This is a genomic window from Arthrobacter sp. JZ12 (genome assembly GCF_035189165.1).
Classification (GTDB): Bacteria; Actinomycetota; Actinomycetes; order Actinomycetales; family Micrococcaceae; genus Arthrobacter_D.
This window is the reverse complement of record NZ_CP045246.1, coordinates 3237172-3257463: the sequence shown is the minus strand read 5'-3', so window position 1 is coordinate 3257463 and position 20292 is coordinate 3237172. Positions and strand designations below refer to the sequence as shown.

Here is a 20292-nt window from a genome sequence, read left to right as displayed (position 1 = left end):
CCTCTGTAATGCACCGCTAACCTGCGGCACTTCATCCGGAAACTCGCGCATGAGTAACTGGGTTCAATGGCGTTTCCTCTCTGGAAACCATTCAATTCCCTCAGGGGTTCAGATGGACGGTTTAACTCCCGGCGGTGTGTGGCTCGTCGTGGCAACAGCCCTGGTGATGCTGATGACACCAGCGCTGGCATTCTTCTATGCAGGCATGACGCGAGTGCGCTCCACGCTCAACATGATCATGATGAGCCTGGCAGCGATGGCGCTGGCCGGTCTCACCTGGCTCCTCCGGGGCAGTTCGATGGCTACGAGCGAGGCGTCCGCCCTTGGCATGTTCGGTGATCCATTCGCCAACCTGGCCGGCCTCGCTGCCTCGGACTCGGGAGACCTGCTGGGTATGGCGTTCAATGCAGCGTTCGCTATCGTCACCGTGGCGATCATCTCCGGCTCCATCGCTGACCGCGCCCGCTTCGGCGCATGGTGCCTGTTCGTTCCACTCTGGGTGACCCTGGCTTATGCGCCCATGGCCTATGCCGTCTGGAATGGCGGAATCCTCTCCGCTGACGGAGCCATAGGCCAGTGGGCCGGAGAGGCAATCGACTTCGCCGGCGGTACGGTCATCCACATGAACGCCGGAATGGCAGCCCTCGTACTTGCATTGATCCTCGGCGCCCGCAGCGGGTTCGGCAAGCAGGCCAGCCACCAGCCGCACAACCTACCCATGGTGGTCCTCGGCGCCGCTCTACTTTGGATCGGCTGGTTCGGCTTCAACGTGGGTGCTGCAGGAGATGACCGTCAGGCGGCCGTCATCCTCCTGAACACGATCGCAGCGCCTGCAGCCGCCGTCGTCAGTTGGCTGGCGGTGGAGCGGATCCGGGACGGCCGTCCCACCACTTTCGGCGCCGCATCGGCGATCGTTGCCGGGCTCGTGGCCATCTCACCTGCCTGCGCGGACGTGACCATCCCCGGCGCGATTGCCATCGGCCTGGCGACCGGCGTCGCTTCCTGCCTGGCGATCAGGCTCAAGTACCGGCTCGGCTATGACGACTCGCTCGACGTCGTCGCGGTGCACCTGGTCACCGGGTTTGTTGGAACCGTGGCACTTGGATTCTTCGCAATACCCGGCGAAGAGAGCGCAGGCGGGCTGTTCTATGGCGGCGGGACCGGCCAGCTCTGGAGCCAGCTCGTGGCAACCGGTTTCGCCCTGGCGTATTCCGGCCTCGTAACGGCAGTGTTGGCACTGGTCATTCACAAGGTGATCGGATTCCGCGTGGCCAGCCATGTGGAGGAGGAAGGCGTGGACCTCCATGAGCACTCGGAGTCGGCCTACGCGCCGGGAGCGCTCGTCGGCGCACCCTCCGCCCTGAGCTCCAACCAGTCATAGGGCCTCGATGGTGGATGGAGACGCGCGGGGTGAAACACTTGAGCGGTGGCACACCTCGACGTCTCCAACATCGACTACTTCCTCTCCGATGGCCGGCAACTCCTCAACGGCGTCAGCTTCAAGGTGGGGGAGGGACACAAGACGGCCCTGATCGGTCCCAACGGGACCGGTAAAACCACCCTGCTGCGCATCGTCGCCGGAGACATCACGGCTGACGAAGGAGCCGTCACCCGGTCGGGTTCCATGGGAATCATGCGCCAGTTCGTCGGCCAGGTCCGCGACGACACCACGGTGCGCGACCTCCTTGTCTCCGCTGCCCCGCCGGCGCTCGCCGAAGCGGCGCGGCGCATCGATACCGCTGAGCTCGCCATGATGGAACACGACGACGAACCCACCCAGATGCGCTATGCGCAAGCTATTGCCGACTGGGGAGACGCCGGCGGGTACGAGCTGGAGACCACCTGGGACGAGGTAACGATGGCGGCACTCGGAGTGCCGTATGACCGCGCGCAGTACCGGGCGGCGTCGTCGTTGTCAGGAGGCGAGCAGAAGCGGCTGGTGCTTGAAGCGTTGTTCGCCGGACCGGACGAGCTGCTGTTGCTGGATGAGCCGGACAACTACCTGGACGTCCCCGGGAAGCGCTGGCTGGAAGCGAAGCTCAATGACAGTCCGAAATCAGTCCTGTTCGTCAGCCATGACCGGGAACTCCTGGCCAATTCCGCAACCCGGATCGTGACGCTGGAACCGGGGGCCCTGGGCGCCTCCAGCTGGATTCACGGCGGGGGCTTCAGCACCTACCTGCAGGCCCGGGCCGACCGCAACGCGCGCTTCGAGGAACTGCGCCGCCGCTGGGACGAGGAGCACATCAAGCTCAAGGAACTCGTCAACATGTACAAGAACAAGGCGGCATTCCGCTCGGACATGGCAAACCGGTACCACGCCGCCCAGACCCGGCTCACCAAGTTCCTCGAGGCCGGACCGCCGGAAGCCATTCCCATCGAGCAGAACGTGAACATGCGGCTCAAGGGCGGCCGCACGGCCAAACGAGCCGTCGTTGCCCAGAAGCTCGAGCTCACCGGGCTCATGAAACCCTTCAGCACCGAGATCTGGTTCGGGGACCGGGTGGGCGTCCTCGGCTCCAACGGGTCCGGGAAGTCGCACTTCCTGCGCCTTCTCGCCGCCGGCGGGTCAGACCCGGACAAGGAACATGAGCCGGTGTCAGAGGTAACCATCGCACCGGTGCCGCACACCGGCGTCGTGAAGTTGGGCGCGAGGATCCGCCCCGGATTCTTCGCGCAGACCCACGTGCGCCCCGACCTTCTTGGGCGGACCCTGCTGGACATCCTGCATCGCGGGGACGACCACCGCTCCGGCCTCGGACGGGAAGCAGCCTCCGCGGTCCTGGACCGGTACGGCCTGGCAGGACAGTCCGAGCAGCTCTATGACTCCCTGTCGGGAGGTCAGCAGGCCCGCCTGCAGATCCTTCTCCTCGAGCTGTCCGGAGCAACGCTGTTGCTGCTCGACGAACCCACCGACAACCTTGACCTGCACTCAGCCGAGGCGCTGGAGCGCGCCATCGACGCCTTCGAGGGAACGGTGCTGGCCGTCACCCACGACCGTTGGTTTGCCCGGAGCTTCGACCGGTTCCTGGTGTTCGGCGAGGACGGCAGGGTGTACGAGTCCCAGGAACCGGTGTGGGACGAGGGTCGTGTGCAGCGAACCCGCTGAAGCAGGCAGGCACCGGCGGCATTCGTTGTCCCAAGCAACACACTGATTGACCGTTGTGGACCCTGCAGGACTGTCCGCATACGGTTTAGTGGTGCAAACCAAAGTTGAGCCGGCAATGTGGGCAACCTTCGCTATCTTCGGCCTGAACGGACTTGTCTTCGCGAGCTGGGCAGCGAGGATTCCCGCGGCGTCCGAGGTGCTCGGGTTGAGTGACGGACACACTGGAACCCTGCTGCTGGTGGGCGCCATTGGTTCGCTCATCTCACTTCCTCTGTCCGGCGGAATCGCTGCGCGCATCGGCACCGCGAACACCGTGCGTGTGGGTGGCGTGGCCGCGACAATTGCAGCGTCCACGATCGCCGCCGGATTGCTCATCGCTTCCGTGCCGCTCGCTGCAATCGGGCTGTTCATCTTTGGCCTGGGAATCGGGCTATGGGATGTTGCCCAGAACCTGGAGGGAGCCGACGTCGAACGCCTCCTGAGGCGCACTATCATGCCCAAGTTCCACGCGGCGTTCAGCGGTGGCGCCTTCCTCGGAGCGCTCGTCGGCGCCGGGCTTGCGGCTGCAGGGGTGAGCCTGTCGGCTCATCTGACGGTGGTGGCCGTGCTGGTGCTGGCGATCTCGCTCTGGGTCCCTCGTTACTTCCTGCCGGAGCAGGCCCATACGGACAAGCACGACGACGACGCGAAGCCGCGCAACGGCCTCACCGCATGGAGGGAGCCGCGCACGCTGCTCATCGGGCTGGTGGTGCTGGGGGCCGCGCTGACAGAGGGCGCTGCCAATGACTGGGTGGCGAAGGCGACCGTCGATGGACTGGGAACCACCGAGGCCGTCGGTGCTCTCATGTTCGGAGTGTTCGTAGCGTCAATGACCCTGTTCCGCTTTGTGGGCGGCGGCTTCATCGACCGGTTCGGCCGGGTGCGCGTACTGCAGGTTAGCCTTGCATCCTCGCTGGCTGGGCTGGTCCTGTTCGTCTTCGCGCCGAACGTGATTCTCGCCGGCCTCGGCGCCGTCCTGTGGGGCACGGGTGCGGCGCTCGGTTTCCCGATGGGCATGTCTGCCGCGGCGGATGAGCCGCGTTTCGCAGCCGCACGCGTGGCGGTTGTCTCCACAATCGGCTACATGGCCTTCCTGGCGGGCCCTCCACTTCTGGGTTTCCTGGGCGACTTGGTGGGAATCCGCACCGCCCTGCTCGCGGTCGGCGTGGCCGTGCTGGCTTCATTCCTTGTAGCCCCCGCAGCCGCTGAGCGGCAGGCCGGGGAGCCGGAGGCCTCGCGCGTCAATTCCTGAAGGCACGGCGGGCAATGCAACTAGCGGGCGGCGTTCCCGCCGCCCGCTACGGAGTGCGCTATTCGGTGCGCTGTTGATGCGTTATTGGGTGTCAGTGCCGTCCGGGAGTCTGCCCGGGGCCGGCGTCGTCCCGTCCACGGTCATCCCGCCTGCCGTCTCGGGACGTCTCGGCGAACGGGTCGATCTCGTCGGCATGCCGGGCGCGCTCCTCGGTTTCCCTCCGCAGTCCCTGGGCGTCGGCCTGCCGCTGCTCAGCCTCCCTGCGAAGCCGTTCGGCGTCCACCTCCGCCTGCTGGGCCTCGGCTGCCGCCCGGGTGGCATGGGCTTCCCGTTCGCGGGCTTCAAGGTCTTTGGCATGCGCTTCTTCCCGGATCTGGTTGGCGCGGTCATGATCTTCGCGCCGTTTCTTCTGAACGTGGGCCTGACGGCGTTTCCGTCCGAGGAAAACGATCAAACCGATGATGAGCAGCACTACCAGGATTCCGATGATGATCCAGACCCACGTTGTTGTGTCCATTGCCTCCGCCTTCCTGAAGTGGAACCCGCCAGGCGACGAAGGCATGGCGAGCGGCGCCCGATCGGGACGTCAATAGCTACTCTCGACCTGTACCTGAAGGTCGTCAAGGGGTGGACGGCCCAGGCAGACGGCCCAGGCAGACGGCCCAGCGGGGGGAGCAAGCCGGGCGCGGACCGGGGGTCAGACCGTGGCTGCCCTCCTTTCATAGATCCTCCCTGAGGACGACGACGGCAGCGGACGACCGAACTATGCTCAACAATGCTGTGCCCACCCAGCCCTGCCGCCCGGATCTCCGGCCTTCCCCCGTCCGAAGGAACACATCCTGATGCATCCACCGCACGCTATTGAACAGCTTTCGGTCACCCAGAAGATCACCATGATGGTGAACCGCTACGAGGTGCGCGCAAGCGGACCTGACGGTGGGCCCGGCCAGCTCCTCGCCCTCGCGCAGCAGAAACGCGCAGCCTTCAAGGAGGAGGTCCGGTTCTTCTCTGATGAGTCCCGTCGTGAAGTCCTGTTCTCGTTCAAGGCGCGTCAACGGCTGGACCTTGGTGCAACCTATGACGTGCTGGATCATCAGGGAGCGCCCCTAGGCAGCTTCCGGAAGAACTTCGGTGCTTCGCTTCTGCGCTCAACCTGGCACCTCGAAGCGCAGGGCATCCAGGCTGTGGGTAGCGAACGCAGCCAGGGGGTGGCGATCGCCCGCCGCGTGTGGGAGATCGTGCCGTTCCTGGACGCGATTCCGGCGCCGTTCCTGTTCCACTTCGATTTCCGCGATGCTTCGGGCCAGTTAGTGCTCAGCTCCGAGCGCCGTCCCAGCCTGCGTGACCGTTACGACGTCTCTATCCCGGGAGCGCGCCTGGACTGGCGGGTGGCCGCCGCCATGGCCGTAGCGCTGGACGCGCTGCAATCCCGCTAGCCCGATCAGAATTGCGGACAGGAGCTGTCCGCGACCATCTTCCTACCACTACTTCGAGTACCTAGGGTCGATCCCATGACTATCATCCAGGCCGAAGGTCTGAAGAAGACATACTCATCGAAAAGCGGCCCGGTGCATGCGCTCGCGGGGCTCAGCCTCTCGGTTCCCGAGGGTACGGTCAAGGCGCTGCTCGGACCCAATGGAGCCGGCAAGACAACCGCGGTCAAGGTACTTACCACGCTCATCAAGCCGGATGAGGGCACGGCACACATCGACGGCATCGACGTAGTCCGAAACCCGAAAGCTGCCCGTCGAATCATCGGCGCGTCCGGACAGTACGCCGCGGTGGATGAGAACCTCACCGGGTTCGAGAATCTCGAGATGGTGGGCCGGCTCTACCACCTGGGAGCCCGCACCGCCCGCCAGCGGGCCCGCGAACTGATTGAGCAGTTCGAGCTGACCGAGGCCGGCAACCGCCCGGTCAAGGGTTTCTCCGGCGGCATGCGTCGCCGGATCGACCTTGCCGGCGCCCTGGTCATCAACCCGAAGATCCTGTTCCTCGACGAACCCACCACCGGTCTGGATCCCCGAAGCCGCCTTGCGCTCTGGGACATCATCAATCAGCTCGTGAACGCGGGAACCACCCTGCTGCTTACCACCCAGTATCTTGAGGAGGCCGATCACCTCGCCGATGAGATCTCCGTGATCGACGGCGGCAAGGTTATCGCCGAGGGCACCTCGGACCAGCTCAAGGCGCAGATCGGCGGTCACCGCATCGTCGTGACGCTGGTTGACGAGGCCGACGCCGGTGCGGCCCGCGAGATTCTTGGCCGCCACGGCGACGGCTCGCCTTCTGTCAATGACCGGACGGTTGAAGTGGCGGTGGTTGAGGGGCCGCGCGCGCTGCAGTACGTGCTCTCCGATCTCGGGGCTGCCAACATTCAACTGCACGACGCCGGAATGCGCCGGCCCACCCTGGACGACGTCTTCCTGAAGCTGACCGGTCATAAGGCTGAGGCTGAGGCGGCGAGGACCAACGCTGAAATGGAGAAAGCCAAATGACCGCCGTCAGCCAGTCGGCCTACCAGAGTGTCGGCACACCCTTCACCCAGCTGTTGTCGGACGGCTGGATTGCCACCCGCCGGAACCTGATCAAGATCAAGCGCGTACCCGAGATCCTGGTATTCACCATCCTCCAGCCCATCATGTTCGTGCTCCTCTTCAGCCAGGTCTACGCCGGGGCAATGAACGTGCCCGACTACGTGAACTTCCTGATGGCCGGAATCTTCGCGCAAACTGTTATCTTCGGGTCAACCTTCTCCGGTGCTGCCATGGCGCAGGACCTGAAGGACGGCATCATCGACCGTTTCCGCAGCCTCCCCATGAGCCCTGCCGCCGTGCTGATCGGCCGCACCAACGGCGACCTGGTCATCAACAGCATCTCCATGCTCATCATGATGGGCACCGGCTGGCTGGTGGGCTGGCGGGTGACTACATCCCTCGGAGGCTTCATCAGCGGCGTCCTGGTCCTGCTGCTCTTCTCCTACGGATTCAGCTGGGTCATGGCTCTACTGGGCATGAGCGTCCGCAGCCCGGAGGTCATCAACAACGCCTCCTTCATGATCCTCTTCCCCCTGACCTTCATCTCGAACGCCTTCGTGCCGATTCACACCCTGCCGGAGGTCCTGAAGAACATTGCCGAATGGAACCCGGTGTCTGCGCTTGTGGAGTCAGCACGGCAACTGTTCGGGAACACCAACCCCGAGTTTCCCGAACCCACGGCCTGGACCCTGCAGAACCCGGTCATTACGGTGATTATCGGCATCGTGCTGATGCTCGCCATCTTCGTGCCGCTGTCGGTACGGAAATTCACCTCCATCAGCTCCCGATGATCAGCCTCGATGCCGAACCCAACCCCGCCGCGACGCTTCCGCGATAGCCGCCGACCGCGTGTCCACGTCCAGCTTCCGGTAGATGTGCATCAGGTGGGTCTTGATTGTGGTTTCGCTGATGAATAGCTGACGGCTCATTTCGCGGTTGCTGAGACCGGCGGTCAGCAGCTCGAGGATCTCTGCCTCGCGCGGCGTCAATGCCGAGTTGGGCTGCTGCATGCGTTTGAGCAGCACTGAGGCAACCGGCGCTGACAAGGCGGCCTGCCCCCGAGCGGCGGCATGGATAGCCGCGTAGAGCTCCGCCGGCGTCGAATCCTTCAGCAGGTATCCCGTGGCACCCGCATCGATCACCCGAACAATGTCAGCGTCGGAATCGTAGGTGGTGAACACCAGGATGCGCACCGAGGGCGCCTCGGCAACGATCCTGCGCGTGGCCTCGATTCCGTCCAGGCCGGATCCGATGGCCAGGTCCATGAGGACCACGTCGGGGCGGAGGTCCACGGCAGCCCGCACTCCTGCAGCGCCGTCCGCCGCCTCTCCGACCACCGTCAGATCGGACTGGGTCCCGAGTATCGCCCGCAGGCCAGCACGAACCACGTCATGATCGTCCACCAACAGCACCGTGGTCATGCGCCCTCCTGCAGTGGCAGCCATGCCGTCACCACGGTGCCGTCACCCGGTTGGCTCTCCACGGTGAAGGTCCCGCCGAGCTGCTCCGCGCGCTGGCGCATGGCGCGAAGTCCGTATCCGTGGGTTTCAGCGGCCGCGGGGTCAAAGCCCCGGCCGTCGTCGAACAGGTCGAGGCTCACGCCGTCGGACAGGTAGGAAAGGGTGAGGACCGCGCTCCTGGCGCCTGCATGCAGTCTTACGTTGGCAGCGGCGCTTTGGGCGATGCGAAGAAGCGCGTGGTTGATTTCCGGACTCAGCGGGTACTCAACGCCTGTGACGTTGAGGTGCAGGCCCGGGATGTCCGCGGTGGCTGCGCGGAGGGCGTCCGTCAGGCTTCGGTGGTCAAGCTGCGGCGAGGTGAGGTTGTGAACCAGGTTGCGTGCTTCCACCAGGCTGCGCCGAACCGAGCGCGTTGCCTGCGTCACGTGGGCACGGGACGACGCCGGCTCTGCATCCCACAACTGATCCGCTGCCTCGAGCAGGAGCACCGACTGGGTCAGGTCCTGGGTGACCGTGTCATGGATCTCCCGGGCGAGGCGCTCGCGCTCGGCCAGGGCACCCTCACGCTGCTTGCTGGTGCTGAGTTCCGCCTGCGCTGCCGTGAGTTCATCAACGAGCTTCTGCCGAGCCAGGCTTTCCTGTTCGATTCGGTTGTAGACCGCCAGCATCAACGCTGCAACGGCCACCGGCCCGACAATGAGGGCGACGTCGGGACCTCCCGTGAGCCGGGCTAGGGCCGCGACCATGACCAGGACCACCACGATCAGGCATACGCTCGCCTGCCACCCGCGGAGGAGGTGCCGGCATGCAAAGAACAAGGGAAAGGCACACCAGACAAAGCTGGGTGCCATGAAGGCGAGCAGTCCCCACAGGACCAGCACCGCCATCAACCAGGCTCCGGCGTATCGACCTTGAGCCAGAAGCATGCTCCCTCCGGCATAAACGCATGTCAGAAGCAAGGACAGAGCCAACAGGAGAACCCACTGCTCATCCAGTCCGTGTGAGAGGAGGTAGCGGACCGCGGAGGTGAGGAGCAGCAGGTAGAAACCGGCGTGCATCCACCGCAGAACGGCGGCCTTGCCGTGCAGCTGCAGAGTCATGGGGAACCGATCGCGTAGCGGGACTGCTGGGATCTTACCCGCTGGGGGCGGGGAGAACGTCGTACGAATGGATGAGGCATGCCGGTCCGCCGGTGCGACGCGCCGGTCGCAGGCCGGTTGGGACACTTGGGGGAGTTCTCAACTAAGCCCTTCCAAAAGGATCGTCATGGCCACATCCAAGTTCTTTTCCGTCTCCCTCGCCTTCGCATCTGCTGCTGTGCTCGCCCTCGGCGTCACCGCCTGTTCGTCCACCGAGACGGCCACCGGCCAGGAGTCCGAACCTCCCGCAACGACCGCACCGGCCGAAGAGCAGGCGTCGGGGGAGTCTACTGCTCCTGCCGGAGAAGACTCCGAACAGGGTGGCGAGGCGGTCCTCACCACGTCGCGGCTGAGTGTCCAGGCGGCGATGCAGGCGGCGGAGGCCGCGCTGGCGCAGTGTCAGTCAGATGACCTTCCCTTCGTATCCGTAGCCGTCGTTGACCGGTTCGGTCAGGTCCAGGCCCTGCTTCGCGGGGACAATGCGGCGCAGCACACCGAGGATTCGGCGCGACTGAAGGCTTACACCGCGGCGGCGTTCGGCGCGAACACCTCCGAGTTGAGCGAGCGTGCAACGGGTGACGGCGCAACCATCCGGGACATCCCGGGCACCCTGTTCCTGCCCGGAGGTGTCACGGTGAGGGCAGGAGAGGCTCCCATCGCAGGAATTGGTGTGGGCGGGGCACCTGACGGTGCCGCCGATGAAGCGTGCGCCCAGGCGGGTCTCGACGCTATCGCGGATTCCTTTGACGGGTAGGCTGCGCGGCATCCTCTCCATGCTGCTCCTTGTGCTCGTGATTGTGGCCTGCACCCCACAGTCGGCGCCGTCGTCTTCACCAGCACAGACGACGACGCCGGCTCCCTCCCGGGCGGGAAGCCCACCTACCGCCGTGCCGCCGTCGTCCGCGGCACCGGTATCCCCACCGGAGCCCGCGCCCTCCAAGGTCCCGGCGCCCCAACCATCCAATCCAGCGCTCATAGCCGTCACCGATGCGGCAGGCGACTCGCTTCTGCTGGTGGACCCGGGCGACGCGGAGGAGCCAGTGGTTGGGAGCATCACCGTCGGGCAGGCGCCATGGGACGTGTATGCCACAGAAGGCATGGCTTTTGTCTCCACTGCGGAAGGTGTTGCCGTGGTCGATGTCGGGAAGCAGCGTCGAACGGCGCTGATTCCCTACCTCAACGCGCCCCAACGGTTGGCATACGGGGAATACAGACCGGGCGGAACCGGGATCGTTGCAAGTGCCGACGGGACAACTGCCTACGTGGCGGTACTCCGGACAGACGGCACGTCGGTGTTGGAGAGAATCGACGTCACCGCTGGACGAGTGACCGGATCGGTGGAGGTGGGCCTGCGGCCCTTCGATATCCTCATGTCGCCCGACGGGTCCGAGGTCTACACCGTTGACCACGATTCATTCAGCGTGCACGTTGTCGACACTGAGACGCTGAAGGCGCGGCGCATCGAGGTGGCTCCATTCGGCACCGAGGGAGGGTTGGCGTCCTGGGAGAAACCCCACTACGCCGCACTGGACTCCCGCGGACGCCTCCTGCTGCCTTTCCAGGGCCTGGTGCTCGCCGTCGTCGATCCCTCCAGCGGTGCGGTGGCGGTGGAGGAGATGATTGCCAATTCGCACGAGCATGGAGCGGCGCTCGCGGACGGCAGGCTGCTGGTGGTGGGAACCGGCCCGTTCGGCTCCGCGACGGGACAGCCGAACCTGACTCTCCGCGACCTGGGCACCGGGGCCGAACGGGTCCTGCCGCTGGACCGGCTGCATGAGAACGCGCTCGCCTGGACGGACCCCGCGTCCGGGCGGGATTACGCCCTGCTCTCGGGCGGATACACCAGGGACGGGTACTGGTCCGGCATAACCGTCGTCGATCTGCAGACTCTGGAGCTCCGGGAAATAGAGGTACCGGGAAGGCCACAGGCGCTCGCCGCCGTCGGTCATCCTTTCGACTGACACGGACCGGCGCAGGATCATCCCGCCGATCGGTGACCCGAAAAAGGAATCTTCCTAGGCTTGAAGTATTCCGAAAACTCCTCCTTCCCCAAGGATGCCCACCATGATCGAGGCAGCAGCGCTGACCAAACGCTATGGCGCCAAGACAGCCGTAGACCACATCTCATTCACCGTTAAGCCCGGCCGGGTCACGGGCTTTCTCGGCCCGAACGGAGCCGGCAAGTCCACCACCATGAGAATGATCGTCGGACTGGACAATCCTTCCGACGGCGACGTCCGGGTCAATGGGAAGCATTATGCGCAGCACTCGGCCCCGCTGAGGGAAGTGGGCGCACTGCTGGACGCAAAGGCGGTGCACACCAAGCGCAGCGCCTACAACCACCTCCGAGCCATGGCCGCCACTCACGGCATCCCCAACAGCCGCGTGAGGGAGGTCATTGAGATGACCGGCCTCGGGCCCGTCGCGAAGAAGCGGGTGGGGGGATTTTCCCTAGGTATGGGACAGCGGTTGGGCATCGCCTGCGCACTGCTCGGCGACCCCCACACCGTCATCCTCGACGAACCCGTCAACGGGCTCGACCCGGAGGGCGTGCAGTGGGTCCGGCACCTAGCCAAGGGCCTTGCTGCCGAAGGACGCACCGTCTTCCTCTCCTCGCACCTCATGTCGGAGATGGCACTGACCGCTGATCACCTGATTGTCATCGGTCGCGGCAGGATCATTGCCGATGCGCCGATCAGCGAGATTCTCGCCAGCCAGGGGCAGTCACGCACACGCGTGCGGGCTGACCGCCCGGGTGAGCTTGTCCGCGCCCTTGCAGCCGACGGCGTTTCCAGCCAACAGCTGGAACCTGAACTTCTCGAGATCACGGGTGCCGACGCGCGCCGCATCGGCGAGGTGGCGCTGGCGAGCCAGATCCTCGTCTACGAACTGACCCCGCTCCAGGCATCTCTGGAAGATGCGTACATGCAGCTCACCAGCGACGAGGTCGAGTACCAATCCCACAGTCTTCCGCTGGCCGGCGTAAGTGCCGGCACCGGCGTCGAGGAAGGTAAATAACCATGGCACACACCGCTACCGCAAAGGCTCCCGAAACAACCGCAGTGCGCAGTCTGCCAACAAACGGTCCGGGCGTGAACTTCCTGCGCGTCCTGAAGTCCGAGTGGATCAAGGTAACCACCGTGCCGTCCACGGTGATCCTGCTGTCCATCACGCTCGTGGTGATGGTGGGGCTTTCGGCCTTGTTCGCGTGGTCCATGGCCACCAGCGCAGCGTCCGCGGAGTCCTTCACCTCGTCCGACCCCGAGATCGCGGCTCAGCTTGCTGCCACCAACTATGGCGAACTCGCCCTGACGGCGCCGAGCGCCGGAATTATTTTCGGGCAGCTCCTTATCGCTTCGCTGGCCGTCGTCCTGATTGCCTCCGAATGGGGTACGGGCATGATCAGATCCACCATGGTCGCCGTTCCAACACGGATCCCCGCGCTGCTCGCGAAGAACCTGATCATCGCGGTCATTGCCTTCGTGGTCGGAGCCGGTGCCGCCTTCATCTCGTACTTCGTGGCCCAGCCGCTGCTCGCCCCCGAGGGCATCGACTTCGCCATCACCACTGACGGAGTGCTGCTGAGCATCATCAACACCGGAGCGGTCCTGGCACTGATGGCCATCATCGCTATGTCGATCGGAACGCTCCTGCGGAACACGGCGGGCGGAGTGGTTACAGCCATCGGCCTGCTCATGGTCCTGCCGATCATCGTCCAGATCTTCTCCGGTCTCGCAGACTGGATCCCCGACGCCGCACGCTTCCTGCCCAGCAGCGCGGGGGAGCAGATGGTTGCCCTGACCATCGCCGAGGACGCCCTCAACCAGTGGCAGGGCGCCCTGGTCCTGGGTGGGTGGGCGCTGGTCCTGCTGGTGATCTCGTTGGTCGTGACCAAGAAGCGCGACGTCTGACCAGTTCAGCGTTGCACACCCCCTAAGCTCACTCCATGAGTGAAAAAGCCTCGGTGAAGGAGACTGCGGAGCGAACGGCCGCGGTCTCCTTCACCGAGATCAATGCACGTCGGCTTGGTCCGATTCGCCGGTACTTCCGGAATCATCCGCGGGAGATGGACGCCGTCGTCGTCCTGATCTTCCTGCTTGCCAGCCTGCCGAATGTCCTGCTGCCGGTCGACAACGCGTTCGACGCCCGGAACCTCATTCCCATTGCGGCGGCCGCATTCTTCCTGGTCTTTCGCCGTACCCATCCGCTGGTGGTCCTCGGTCTGCTCTGCCTAATCGAACCCATCGCGCTCAGCCTTTCGGACGCCAGGTCCACCGTGGGCATCAGCATCTGGTTCTCGCTGTACGCGGTGGCGGTCGCCTACCCGCTACGGATGGTCATCTGGGCCTACGTGGTGGCCCTGATCACCTCGGTTGTGCCGCTCGCCTTCATTCCGAACGAAATCACAGAAGAGGCGCCCTACCTCATCTGGGTTGTCATGGGCTTCGCGGCGCTCTGGTACGTGGTGGCCGTGAGCGTCGGCGTCACCATTCGGCGGGAACGGCTTCATGAGAACGAACTGAGGGAGTGGGCCGAGCGCAACGCCGAGCTCGCTTCAGCGAACGAACGCAACCGGATCGCGCGGGAAATGCACGACGTCGTAGCGCACTCGCTTTCCGTGATGATCGCGCTGTCCGACGGCGCCGGCGTCGTTCTGAAGCGGGACCAGGACCGCGCGCTGGAAGTGCTCACCGAACTCTCGGCGACCGGACGCACGGCACTGGCCGACATGCGCAGGGTACTCGGCGTCCTCCGCGAGGGACCCGATTCGGCACCGCTGGCACCGGTTCCGGCCGGTGGTTCGCTCGCTGGTTTGCTGGAAGGCTTCCGGGCCGCGGGACTGCCGATCAGGGTCCAGCTCAGCGGTCCGGGCCTGCCGGAGGACACGGCTTTCCAGGTGACGGTGTACCGGATCATCCAGGAGTCCCTGACCAACGTTCTCCGCTACGCGAAAGCCGTGACCACCGTTGACGTGATGATCGCCAGGTTTGGCGAGATGGTGAAGGTGCGGGTGGCCGACGACGGCCGTGGTGCGATGGACACCGAACCCTCGGTCGGTACCGGGCAAGGCATCGCCGGCATGCGTGAGCGCGCGGCCATCTACGGTGGAACCGTGCGGTGCGGACCCGCCGCCGCAGGAGGCTGGGTAGTCACGGCGGAGCTCCACATTCCACAACAGATCCCTGAGGAGAAATCAGCGTGAGTGAACCGACCAGGGTCCTCCTGGTGGACGACCAACCCCTGTTGCGCATGGGATTCCGGCTCATCCTTGAGGGAGAGGATGACATGCGGATCGTCGGTGAAGCATCCGACGGGGCCGAAGGCACCCGGCTTGCCGAGAGCCTGCGGCCGGACGTCATCCTCATGGACGTACGAATGCCGATCATGGACGGCATTGAGGCGACGAGGCGCATCACCGCGTCCACCGAGTGTTCCCGAATCATCATCCTCACCACCTTTGACCTGGACGAGTACGCCTTCGCCGGGCTGCAGGCAGGCGCATCCGCGTTCCTGCTCAAGGACGTCGCCCCGAACGAACTGGTTCAGGCCGTTCGGGTGGTGGCCAGCGGTGACGCGGTGGTCGCACCCCGCGTTACCCAACGCCTGCTCGAAACCTACGTTCGCTCGCGTCCGGATACACCGAAGCCGCCGCGGGACCCGCTGCTTCAGGAGCTGACGCCCCGGGAACTGGAGGTTCTCGAGGCGATCGCTGAGGGACTTTCCAACGCCGAACTCGCGCACCGCTTCTTCCTCTCGGAAGCAACGGTGAAAACGCACGTGCGCCGCATTCTAACCAAGCTGCACCTGCGCGACCGCGTGCAGGCGGTTGTCTACGCATATGAAACCGGTCTGGTCGTCCCAAGCCAGGGGCTCGACTTCTAGCGCTCGGCTGAGGAACGGTCCCGGCTAGGTGAGATCGATGACGATCTTCACTTTCCCGTGGCTTTGGTGGCGGGCGGCCTCAACGGCTTGGGGGAGGTCCTCGAGGGAATACTGTTCTCCGAGGCAGTAGTCGACGTCGATCCTGCCGGCGCTGATGTCCCGGAGGGCGTCGCGGAAGGAAACCAGGCCCGGTTCGGCCTGCGTTGCGCCCGCCCACTGGATTCTGGCGACCTTGCGGAAAGCGTCGTACTGCGGAAACGGTGCGTTGCCCAGCCGCTCGGGGAAGCCAAAGAAGCCGACAACCCCGAGCATCCGCACCGCCGCGATTGCATCGGCCCTGCACTGGTCGTATCCGGCGGCTTCTATGACCAGATCTGCGCCCTCGCCTCCTGTTGCGGCAGCGACTGCATCGACGATGGATTCGTTGGGAGCGTGGACGATGATGTCTGCACCGAGCTCCTTTGCCACCGAAAGCCTTTCGGGGCTCAGGTCGGAGACAAGGATCTGTGCGAATCCGATCCTTTTCGCCAACTGGATGAAGAACAGTCCGGCAGATCCGGCCCCGATGATTGCGCAAGTACCCTTGGACCTCCCCTCATCCGGCCAGAACAGGCGCATGGCGTAAAGGGTGGTTCCGTATTGCTGAGCCATCAGGGCCTTGGGAATTTCGACGCCGTCCGGTACCGGGAGCAGGTAGGCATCAGGGATCAGCTGGTATTCCGCGAAGCAGGCCCCGTCGCGACCCATGGGCACTGTCAGCACACGGTCACCGGGTTCAAAGAGGGAGGAACGGCTCTCCGATACGGTGCCGATGCCTTCATGTCCCGGGTAGCCGGGGCGGCCGATAGCGGCGGGATTGTGGAAGCCGTCGAAGATGTTGTGGATGTCCGAGCCGCATATGGAGGCGGCTTCCATCCGTACAACGACCTGCCCCTCGCCGCGCGCCTCCGGTACTGGGAAATCGCCGACCGCGATCCTTCCGGGTTCCGGCATATACGCTGCTCGCACGGGCGCTCCTTGAAGAGTCGGGGTTCACTCCGCATCCCATCTTGCCCTAGCTGTCTCGACTTCTGGCTAGGCTTACCGGCATGACTGTCGCTCACGCACACATTGCTGATCTCGGGGCCTACGTCAGCGCCTCACCGTCAAGTTTTCACGCAGCACATGAGGGCGGTCTTCGTTTGCGTAAGGCGGGGTTCACCCAGCTGAATGAGCAGGATGCCTGGGACGGCGGGCCCGGCAAGTTCTTCGTGATTCGTGACGGCGCACTCATCACCTGGAACACTCCAGCCACGGCAACCGAAACCTCGGGATTCCACATCCTCGGTGCGCACACGGATTCGCCGTCGTTCAAACTGAAGCCGAAGCCGACCATCGGCCGGCACGGATGGCTCCAGGCCGGCGTCGAGGTCTACGGTGGGCCGCTGTTGAACTCCTGGCTCGATCGCGAACTCGCGTTCGCCGGTCGGCTCGTAACGCACGACGGCGCGGAGCACCTCGTGCACACCGGTCCGCTGCTGCGTTTTCCGCAGCTTGCGATCCACCTGGATCGCGCGGTCAACGAGGGGCTGAAGCTCGACAAGCAACAGCACATGAATCCCGTCTGGGGCCTCGGCGATCCCGCCCGGTCTGACCTTCTGCAGTTGCTGGCCGTCGACGCCGACCTGGATGCAGCCGACATCGGCGGGTTCGACGTCGTCGTCGCTGACACCCAGGAGCCGCGCGTTTTCGGGGCTGACGGCGAATTCTTCGCCTCCGGCCGACTGGACAATCTCTCATCCGTCCATGCCGGCCTCACCGCGTTGATTCAGTCGGCAAGGCACGACGCCGGTGACGCACCGATTGCGGTTCTTGCTGCTTTCGACCACGAGGAGGTGGGCAGCGGCTCGCGGTCCGGAGCGAGCGGGCCGTTCCTTGAGGACATCCTGCATCGCATTTCGGACGGACTGGGCGCCGATGCCGAGCAGCGGAGGCGGGCGCTCGCGTCGTCGTTCTGTGTCTCTGCCGACGCTGGCCATGCTGTCCACCCAAACTACGCCGAGCGACACGATCCCGCGAACCACCCCGTCCTTGGGGGAGGACCTCTCCTCAAGATCAACGCCAACCAGCGTTACACCACGGATGCGCCGGGCGCGGCTTTCTGGGCCCGGTTGTGCCGGGAGGCCGGTGCCTCCTATCAGGAGTTCGTTTCCAATAACGTCATGCCGTGTGGGTCCACCATCGGCCCGCTCACTGCAACGCGCCTTGGAATCCGCACTGTCGACGTCGGCGTACCGCTGCTCTCGATGCACTCGGCGCGTGAATTGTGCTCGGTCGAGGATCCGTACCAACTCACCCGGGTGGTGCAGCGGTTCTTTTCGACGGCACTGTAGTGCGGTTGTCCACAGTGGGTTCGGGGTGACCTGCCAGTTCCGGTAGACTTGATGAGGCCGTGTCGCCAAGGAACCGTTCGAAGTGAGCGGAGTCGGGCACGGACCAGCGCAAAAGAACCTCCTGTTGCGGAAGGACCGTGACCGTTTAGCCCAGAGGAGGTGGGTTCACAATGCGTGCATATGAACTGATGGTAATCATCGACCCCGATGTCGAGGAACGTACCGTTGAGCCAACCCTTGAGAAGTTCCTGAACGTTGTTCGCAACGGCGGAGGAACCGTGGACAAGGTGGACATCTGGGGACGTCGCCGCCTGGCCTACGACATCAAGAAGAAGTCCGAGGGCATCTACGCCGTCGTCAACTTCACCGCTACCCCGGCAATCGCTGCTGAACTTGACCGCCAGCTTGGTCTGAACGAGACCATCATGCGCACCAAGATCATCCGCCCCGAGGAGCAGAAGGTTTCTGCCGAGTAATTTCGGCGATAAAACCAGGTCCACAACCGTGGACCAGTGACCGTAGGAGGCACCATGGCAGGCGAGACCACAATCACGGTCGTCGGTAATCTCACTGGCGACCCGGAACTTCGTTTCACCCCGTCAGGCTCTGCAGTGGCTAATTTCACCATTGCTTCGACGCCGCGGACCTTCGACCGACAGTCCAACGAGTGGAAAGACGGCGAAACGCTGTTCCTCCGCGCGTCGGTCTGGCGTGAAGCGGCTGAGAACGTCGCGGAAACCCTCACCAAGGGAACCCGCGTCGTTGCACAGGGCCGCCTCAAGTCACGCTCGTACGAAACCAAGGAAGGCGAGAAGCGCACCGTCATGGAGTTGGAGGTGGACGAAATCGGTCCGTCTCTGCGCTACGCATCCGCCAAGGTGAGCCGTACCCAGCGCTCTGGCGGTGGCGGCGGCTTCGGCGGTGACAACGGTGGGTTCGGCGGTGGTTCCAACCAGGGTTGGGGCGGCCAGCAGAACCAGGGCGCTTCCCAGGATCCCTGGGGTGCGCCGGCCGGGGGTAACTCCTCCGGATGGGGCAACGGCCCTGACTCCGAACCGCCCTTCTAGGCCCTTCCAACGGAACGGGGCCGCAGCGGCACCGTTCCCACATGTAATACCCATCCCGCAGAACCGTTCTGCGGGCTCCACCAGACATAAGGAGCACCACGATGGCTAAGGCTGAACTCCGTAAGCCCAAACCAAAGTCCAACCCCTTGAAGGCCGCTGACGTTACCGTCATCGACTACAAGGACGTAGCACTGCTGCGCAAGTTCATTTCCGACCGCGGCAAGATCCGTGCGCGCCGCGTTACCGGCGTGACCGTGCAGGAGCAGCGCAAGATCGCCCAGGCAATCAAGAACGCCCGCGAAGTTGCTCTCCTGCCTTACTCCGGCGCAGGCCGCGGCTAAGGAAAGGGAACACACCATGGCAAAGCTCATTCTGACCCAGGAAGTCACCGGTCTCGGCGCTGCCGGCGACGTTGTCGAGGTAAAGAACGGTTACGCACGTAACTACCTTCTGCCCCGCGGCTTCGCACTGACCTGGACCAAGGGCGGCGAAAAGCAGGTTGACTCGATCAAGGCCGCACGCGCTGCCCGCGAGCACGCGTCGCTTGAGGATGCACAGCGTCAGGCTGCTGCACTCCAGGCCAAGCCGGTCAAGCTGACCGTCAAGGCCGGCGAGTCCGGTCGCCTCTTCGGTACCGTTAAGGCCGAGGACGTAGCGAAGGCTGTAGAGGCTGCTGGCCTCGGTTCGATCGACAAGCGCAAGGTTGAACTTCCGCCTCACATCAAGTCGGTAGGCAGCTACCAGGCCAACGTCCGTCTGCACGAAGACGTTGCCGCTGTGATCGACCTGGACGTAGTCGCCAGCTGATTGATCGCACGCCAGTGCTGAGAAAGCCCCTGCTCCCACGGGAGCAGGGGCTTTCTGCGTTCCTGCAACAGGCATCGGTGGTGAAGTTCTCGTCCACCATGTATCGATGACCGACGCGAGGAATTCTGGAGGTGGGACCTTTGTCGGGACGGTTCTGTTCTGGCTATGAGCGGAAGTATCGCAGTGAACAAAACGGGGAAAGCCAGCGATGCTGCCCCTTCACCCTCAGAATGCTGCCAACTTGTGGATAGTGAGTGCATAATTGGCCGTGCGTAGGCCCCTTTCCGGCATCTGTCAACACGAAAGCTGGGGGTGAATGTTGGTGAGAAGAAGTTTTTCTCCACAGCCTGTTCGAGACGTTTTCCCATGTCAGAGGACCATCGGGGATAAGTTTGGAGGGAAATCCACACAGCTATCCCCAACCTGTGCACACAACACGCCGACTAATTCTCCACTTATTCACACCCCCTGTGGATAACTCGCTTGGCAGGGGGCTCCTGGGGCACTAGCGTTGCCGGGTATCCCATACCGCGAAGATTGTCGGTGGCGGCTGATACCTATTGATTTGTCAGCCCGGATCGACTGCTCGCATGGGGGCGTTCGGTGTTTTGATTCGGGAAGTTTCGG

At 64.2% G+C, this 20292-nt stretch carries 21 protein-coding genes; 17 read left to right on the top strand and 4 right to left on the bottom strand.

Annotation, left to right across the window (positions count from 1 at the left end):
• Positions 1-112 precede the first annotated feature (112 nt).
• From GC088_RS15205 to GC088_RS15195, 3 genes are all read left to right on the top strand, one after another.
• Positions 113-1381, top strand: a complete 1269-nt coding sequence (locus tag GC088_RS15205; protein ID WP_323959839.1) for an ammonium transporter — start codon at positions 113-115, stop codon at positions 1379-1381.
• A 45-nt stretch (positions 1382-1426) separates the two neighbouring features.
• A complete protein-coding gene (locus GC088_RS15200) occupies positions 1427-3109 on the top strand; it encodes an ABC-F family ATP-binding cassette domain-containing protein (protein WP_323959838.1) in 1683 nt (560 codons plus the stop codon).
• A 115-nt stretch (positions 3110-3224) separates the two neighbouring features.
• On the top strand, positions 3225-4400 hold the full coding sequence (locus tag GC088_RS15195; RefSeq protein ID WP_416377544.1) for an MFS transporter: 1176 nt from the start codon (positions 3225-3227) through the stop codon (positions 4398-4400).
• 91 nt (positions 4401-4491) lie between these two features.
• Here GC088_RS15195 and GC088_RS15190 read toward each other — a convergent pair whose 3' ends face one another.
• Positions 4492-4917: an LPXTG cell wall anchor domain-containing protein gene (locus GC088_RS15190; protein WP_323959836.1), complete on the bottom strand. Its 426-nt coding sequence runs from the start codon at positions 4915-4917 to the stop codon at positions 4492-4494.
• Between the two features lie 325 nt (positions 4918-5242).
• Here GC088_RS15190 and GC088_RS15185 point away from each other — a divergent pair, with 325 nt between their 5' ends.
• The 3 genes from GC088_RS15185 to GC088_RS15175 all read left to right on the top strand — a co-directional run bounded on the left by GC088_RS15185 (position 5243) and on the right by GC088_RS15175 (position 7728).
• Positions 5243-5836 (top strand): LURP-one-related family protein, encoded by a 594-nt coding sequence (locus GC088_RS15185; protein WP_323959835.1) that lies wholly within the window; start codon positions 5243-5245, stop codon positions 5834-5836.
• A gap of 75 nt (positions 5837-5911) precedes the next feature.
• On the top strand, positions 5912-6898 hold the full coding sequence (locus tag GC088_RS15180; protein WP_323959834.1) for an efflux ABC transporter ATPase subunit, DrrA-related: 987 nt from the start codon (positions 5912-5914) through the stop codon (positions 6896-6898).
• Positions 6895-7728: an ABC transporter permease gene (locus GC088_RS15175; protein ID WP_323959833.1), complete on the top strand. Its 834-nt coding sequence runs from the start codon at positions 6895-6897 to the stop codon at positions 7726-7728. Before GC088_RS15180 ends, GC088_RS15175 begins: the two co-directional genes overlap by 4 nt.
• Here the strand turns inward: GC088_RS15175 and GC088_RS15170 are convergent, their stop codons facing one another.
• Both GC088_RS15170 and GC088_RS15165 read right to left on the bottom strand, forming a co-directional pair.
• Positions 7729-8358, bottom strand: a complete 630-nt coding sequence (locus GC088_RS15170) for a response regulator (protein WP_323959832.1) — start codon at positions 8356-8358, stop codon at positions 7729-7731.
• The gene (locus GC088_RS15165; RefSeq protein WP_323959831.1) at positions 8355-9497 is read right to left on the bottom strand and encodes a sensor histidine kinase; all 1143 of its coding nucleotides are present in this window, start codon (positions 9495-9497) and stop codon (positions 8355-8357) included. The genes GC088_RS15170 and GC088_RS15165 overlap by 4 nt, the downstream gene beginning before the upstream one ends.
• A 166-nt stretch (positions 9498-9663) precedes the next feature.
• Between GC088_RS15165 and GC088_RS15160 the strand changes: the two genes are divergently transcribed.
• From GC088_RS15160 to GC088_RS15135, 6 genes are all read left to right on the top strand, one after another.
• Positions 9664-10290 (top strand): GlcG/HbpS family heme-binding protein, encoded by a 627-nt coding sequence (locus tag GC088_RS15160; protein ID WP_323959830.1) that lies wholly within the window; start codon positions 9664-9666, stop codon positions 10288-10290.
• Complete coding sequence (locus tag GC088_RS15155) at positions 10235-11497, top strand: hypothetical protein (protein ID WP_323959829.1); 1263 nt, start codon at positions 10235-10237, stop codon at positions 11495-11497. Before GC088_RS15160 ends, GC088_RS15155 begins: the two co-directional genes overlap by 56 nt.
• A gap of 103 nt (positions 11498-11600) precedes the next feature.
• The gene (locus GC088_RS15150; protein WP_323959828.1) at positions 11601-12554 is read left to right on the top strand and encodes an ABC transporter ATP-binding protein; all 954 of its coding nucleotides are present in this window, start codon (positions 11601-11603) and stop codon (positions 12552-12554) included.
• A gap of 2 nt (positions 12555-12556) precedes the next feature.
• Positions 12557-13447, top strand: a complete 891-nt coding sequence (locus GC088_RS15145) for an ABC transporter permease subunit (RefSeq protein WP_323959827.1) — start codon at positions 12557-12559, stop codon at positions 13445-13447.
• A 35-nt stretch (positions 13448-13482) separates the two neighbouring features.
• The gene (locus GC088_RS15140) at positions 13483-14739 is read left to right on the top strand and encodes a sensor histidine kinase (RefSeq protein ID WP_323959826.1); all 1257 of its coding nucleotides are present in this window, start codon (positions 13483-13485) and stop codon (positions 14737-14739) included.
• A gap of 47 nt (positions 14740-14786) precedes the next feature.
• Positions 14787-15419 (top strand): response regulator, encoded by a 633-nt coding sequence (locus tag GC088_RS15135; protein ID WP_416377543.1) that lies wholly within the window; start codon positions 14787-14789, stop codon positions 15417-15419.
• Positions 15420-15443: 24 nt separating this feature from the next.
• Here GC088_RS15135 and GC088_RS15130 read toward each other — a convergent pair whose 3' ends face one another.
• Complete coding sequence (locus GC088_RS15130) at positions 15444-16427, bottom strand: zinc-binding dehydrogenase (protein WP_323959825.1); 984 nt, start codon at positions 16425-16427, stop codon at positions 15444-15446.
• An 80-nt stretch (positions 16428-16507) separates the two neighbouring features.
• Here GC088_RS15130 and GC088_RS15125 point away from each other — a divergent pair, with 80 nt between their 5' ends.
• From GC088_RS15125 to rplI, 5 genes are all read left to right on the top strand, one after another.
• Positions 16508-17791 carry a M18 family aminopeptidase gene (locus GC088_RS15125; protein WP_323959823.1) on the top strand — a complete coding sequence of 428 codons (1284 nt, stop codon included), beginning with the start codon at positions 16508-16510 and terminating at the stop codon, positions 17789-17791.
• A 170-nt stretch (positions 17792-17961) separates the two neighbouring features.
• On the top strand, positions 17962-18267 hold the full coding sequence (gene rpsF / locus GC088_RS15120; protein WP_323959822.1) for a 30S ribosomal protein S6: 306 nt from the start codon (positions 17962-17964) through the stop codon (positions 18265-18267).
• A 54-nt stretch (positions 18268-18321) separates the two neighbouring features.
• Positions 18322-18858 (top strand): single-stranded DNA-binding protein, encoded by a 537-nt coding sequence (locus GC088_RS15115; RefSeq protein WP_323959821.1) that lies wholly within the window; start codon positions 18322-18324, stop codon positions 18856-18858.
• Between the two features lie 101 nt (positions 18859-18959).
• A complete protein-coding gene (gene rpsR / locus GC088_RS15110; RefSeq protein ID WP_005273147.1) occupies positions 18960-19199 on the top strand; it encodes a 30S ribosomal protein S18 in 240 nt (79 codons plus the stop codon).
• A 16-nt stretch (positions 19200-19215) separates the two neighbouring features.
• Entirely contained in the window at positions 19216-19665 is a 450-nt protein-coding gene (gene rplI, locus GC088_RS15105; RefSeq protein WP_323959820.1) for a 50S ribosomal protein L9, read from the top strand.
• Positions 19666-20292: the final 627 nt, after the last annotated feature.

What these genes read in the sequence shown, in the direction of transcription:
- GC088_RS15205 (WP_323959839.1), top strand. Translation starts at nt 113, where the DNA reads ATGGACGGTTTAACTCCCGGCGGTGTGTGGCTCGTCGTGGCAACAGCC.
- GC088_RS15195 (WP_416377544.1), top strand. Translation starts at nt 3,225, where the DNA reads ATGTGGGCAACCTTCGCTATCTTCGGCCTGAACGGACTTGTCTTCGCG.
- GC088_RS15190 (WP_323959836.1), bottom strand. Translation starts at nt 4,917, where the DNA reads ATGGACACAACAACGTGGGTCTGGATCATCATCGGAATCCTGGTAGTG.
- GC088_RS15185 (WP_323959835.1), top strand. Translation starts at nt 5,243, where the DNA reads ATGCATCCACCGCACGCTATTGAACAGCTTTCGGTCACCCAGAAGATC.
- GC088_RS15180 (WP_323959834.1), top strand. Translation starts at nt 5,912, where the DNA reads ATGACTATCATCCAGGCCGAAGGTCTGAAGAAGACATACTCATCGAAA.
- GC088_RS15175 (WP_323959833.1), top strand. Translation starts at nt 6,895, where the DNA reads ATGACCGCCGTCAGCCAGTCGGCCTACCAGAGTGTCGGCACACCCTTC.
- GC088_RS15170 (WP_323959832.1), bottom strand. Translation starts at nt 8,358, where the DNA reads ATGACCACGGTGCTGTTGGTGGACGATCATGACGTGGTTCGTGCTGGC.
- GC088_RS15165 (WP_323959831.1), bottom strand. Translation starts at nt 9,497, where the DNA reads ATGACTCTGCAGCTGCACGGCAAGGCCGCCGTTCTGCGGTGGATGCAC.
- GC088_RS15160 (WP_323959830.1), top strand. Translation starts at nt 9,664, where the DNA reads ATGGCCACATCCAAGTTCTTTTCCGTCTCCCTCGCCTTCGCATCTGCT.
- GC088_RS15155 (WP_323959829.1), top strand. Translation starts at nt 10,235, where the DNA reads ATGAAGCGTGCGCCCAGGCGGGTCTCGACGCTATCGCGGATTCCTTTG.
- GC088_RS15150 (WP_323959828.1), top strand. Translation starts at nt 11,601, where the DNA reads ATGATCGAGGCAGCAGCGCTGACCAAACGCTATGGCGCCAAGACAGCC.
- GC088_RS15145 (WP_323959827.1), top strand. Translation starts at nt 12,557, where the DNA reads ATGGCACACACCGCTACCGCAAAGGCTCCCGAAACAACCGCAGTGCGC.
- GC088_RS15140 (WP_323959826.1), top strand. Translation starts at nt 13,483, where the DNA reads ATGAGTGAAAAAGCCTCGGTGAAGGAGACTGCGGAGCGAACGGCCGCG.
- GC088_RS15135 (WP_416377543.1), top strand. Translation starts at nt 14,787, where the DNA reads ATGGGATTCCGGCTCATCCTTGAGGGAGAGGATGACATGCGGATCGTC.
- GC088_RS15125 (WP_323959823.1), top strand. Translation starts at nt 16,508, where the DNA reads ATGACTGTCGCTCACGCACACATTGCTGATCTCGGGGCCTACGTCAGC.
- rpsF (WP_323959822.1), top strand. Translation starts at nt 17,962, where the DNA reads ATGCGTGCATATGAACTGATGGTAATCATCGACCCCGATGTCGAGGAA.
- GC088_RS15115 (WP_323959821.1), top strand. Translation starts at nt 18,322, where the DNA reads ATGGCAGGCGAGACCACAATCACGGTCGTCGGTAATCTCACTGGCGAC.
- rpsR (WP_005273147.1), top strand. Translation starts at nt 18,960, where the DNA reads ATGGCTAAGGCTGAACTCCGTAAGCCCAAACCAAAGTCCAACCCCTTG.
- rplI (WP_323959820.1), top strand. Translation starts at nt 19,216, where the DNA reads ATGGCAAAGCTCATTCTGACCCAGGAAGTCACCGGTCTCGGCGCTGCC.